Source organism: Neobacillus drentensis (assembly GCF_036966985.1).
Taxonomy (GTDB): domain Bacteria; phylum Bacillota; class Bacilli; order Bacillales; family Cytobacillaceae; genus Neobacillus; species Neobacillus drentensis_E.
Genome location: NZ_JBALSN010000786.1, coordinates 1 through 1826, shown reverse-complemented (window position 1 = coordinate 1826; position 1826 = coordinate 1). Strand labels below are relative to the sequence as shown.

General features: G+C 33.0%; 3 protein-coding genes. All 3 read right to left on the bottom strand.

The features are described 5' to 3' along the window. A partial coding sequence (locus tag V7659_RS31725) for a YitT family protein (protein ID WP_335543942.1) occupies positions 1 to 538 on the bottom strand: 538 nt, incomplete at its 3' end. Between the two features lie 247 nt (positions 539 to 785). Further along, the gene (locus tag V7659_RS31720; RefSeq protein ID WP_335543941.1) at positions 786 to 968 is read right to left on the bottom strand and encodes a hypothetical protein; all 183 of its coding nucleotides are present in this window, start codon (positions 966 to 968) and stop codon (positions 786 to 788) included. 290 nt (positions 969 to 1258) lie between these two features. Continuing rightward, positions 1259 to 1826: SDR family NAD(P)-dependent oxidoreductase (locus V7659_RS31715; protein WP_335543940.1), on the bottom strand; the 568-nt coding region annotated here is incomplete at its 5' end.

Genomic DNA, 1826 nt, shown 5'->3' with positions numbered 1-1826 from the left:
TTCCTACATATAGCATAATAATTGTCAACATCAGCTTTTCTGCACCAATGATAAAATAAGATGAAAAAGCAACGATTAAATCAAAAAACAATAGACCATAGCTAATATTCCATCCTAAAAACTTATGTGCAATCCTTGCTAAGATGGTAGTACCTGCTGTTGTTCCGCCAACCCGAATAATTAAGCCAATCCCAGCCCCAATAATGATTCCTCCAAAAATAGCATTCACCATCAATTCATCAGAAGCAATATTCCAGCCTTCTGTCAGATGAAGAAAAAGTGAATTAAAAACCACTGCAATAATCGTATAAATCGTTGTTACCTTATTTAAAAATTTATAACCAATAATTAACAAAAATGCATTCAAAATTAAGTTGACTAAACCTGGCGACCACTCAAATAAATAGTAGGTAATAATTGTGATACCTGTTACCCCGCCTTCCCCAAGCTCGTTCGGAATAACAAATAAATTAACACCTAACGCAAAAAGAAAGGCACCAATAATGATAAAAATGATGTCTGTGGTTGTTTTTTTCATACTCTACCTCACTACTTATAAAAATATTTACTCAGGCACAAACTCTCACCATTATATCGTGGAACATTTAAATCGTACAATAGTCTGTTATTTAATAGGAGTAAAGTTCAGGGGGGGAGTCTACTAGGCTCCTTAACTTGGCTTATAAAGGTCCTGCCACAAATGCGCAGTTACAACGTTAAGGAAATTCAAATAAAAAAAGCCTAATTTCTCGCTTACAAAACCGAGAAATTAGGCATTGGTTACTTCATAAAAGCGCAGTATCTTTATTATCACCCATCATATAGTTTGAACTATCTCCTGGCTTAGCGTTCGGATGGGTTGGTATTTGAGGATTATTATTGTTTTTCTTAAGTTTCAAGTCAATAATTAACGCAAATGCCAGAATCATAAGGACAAAAACAAATAGTATCCATAGTATCCAGCTCAACCTCCTTGTATTTTCCATTTTATCACAATAAATAATTATTGTGATTATTCATAAAATTTCCCTTCTTCACCTAAACTGCTTCGATAGTGCAACAAGAAAAAAGGATCGCCGCAGCAACCCTTTCTTAAACTCAAGCACCAGTTAGTTGAACAAATATATGAAAGGTTCTCCTTATGGAAGAACCTCTTTTTAATAGGATATTACAATTAGTAAAGAACTTTTTTATATACGTAAAATTATAAGGATAATAATCCAGAACTTTTTGAAATAACGATGATATATCAACCTTATTAGCTTCTCATTCTTACTGCATAAGGATAAATTGGATCTTTTAATTGAAATTCATAAGTAAGACCATCTACAATTCCAACTACTTTTTCGCTATCGTAAAGATCAAGCATAAATCCAGCCATTTCTTTAGCTGTATGGTATTTAGGAAGAAGTCCTTCAAATTTAACATTTTCTTCTAAATCATTCGATACTTTTGCAAATTCAGTTTCAGTTGCAGCAGGAGCTAATACTTTTGCTTGCATGCTTGCACCTTTTTCTTTTAATTCATGTGCAAGCCCTTCGGTAAAGGCACTTACATAGAATTTAGAAGCACAGTATGTGATTGCATTTCCAATAATCGTATAACCCCCACCTGATGAAACGTTAATTAATTGTGTTCCTTCAACTGATGAATAGTCACGCACATAAAGAGAAGTTAAAATAGTTAATGCCTCGATATTTAAATTAAGCATTGTCTCAATTTTAGTTAAATTTTGATCTCCAACTGATGCAAAATTACCAAATCCTGCGTTATTAATCCACGTTTCAATTTCATATCCCTTTAAATCTTCATATAATGTATAAGCA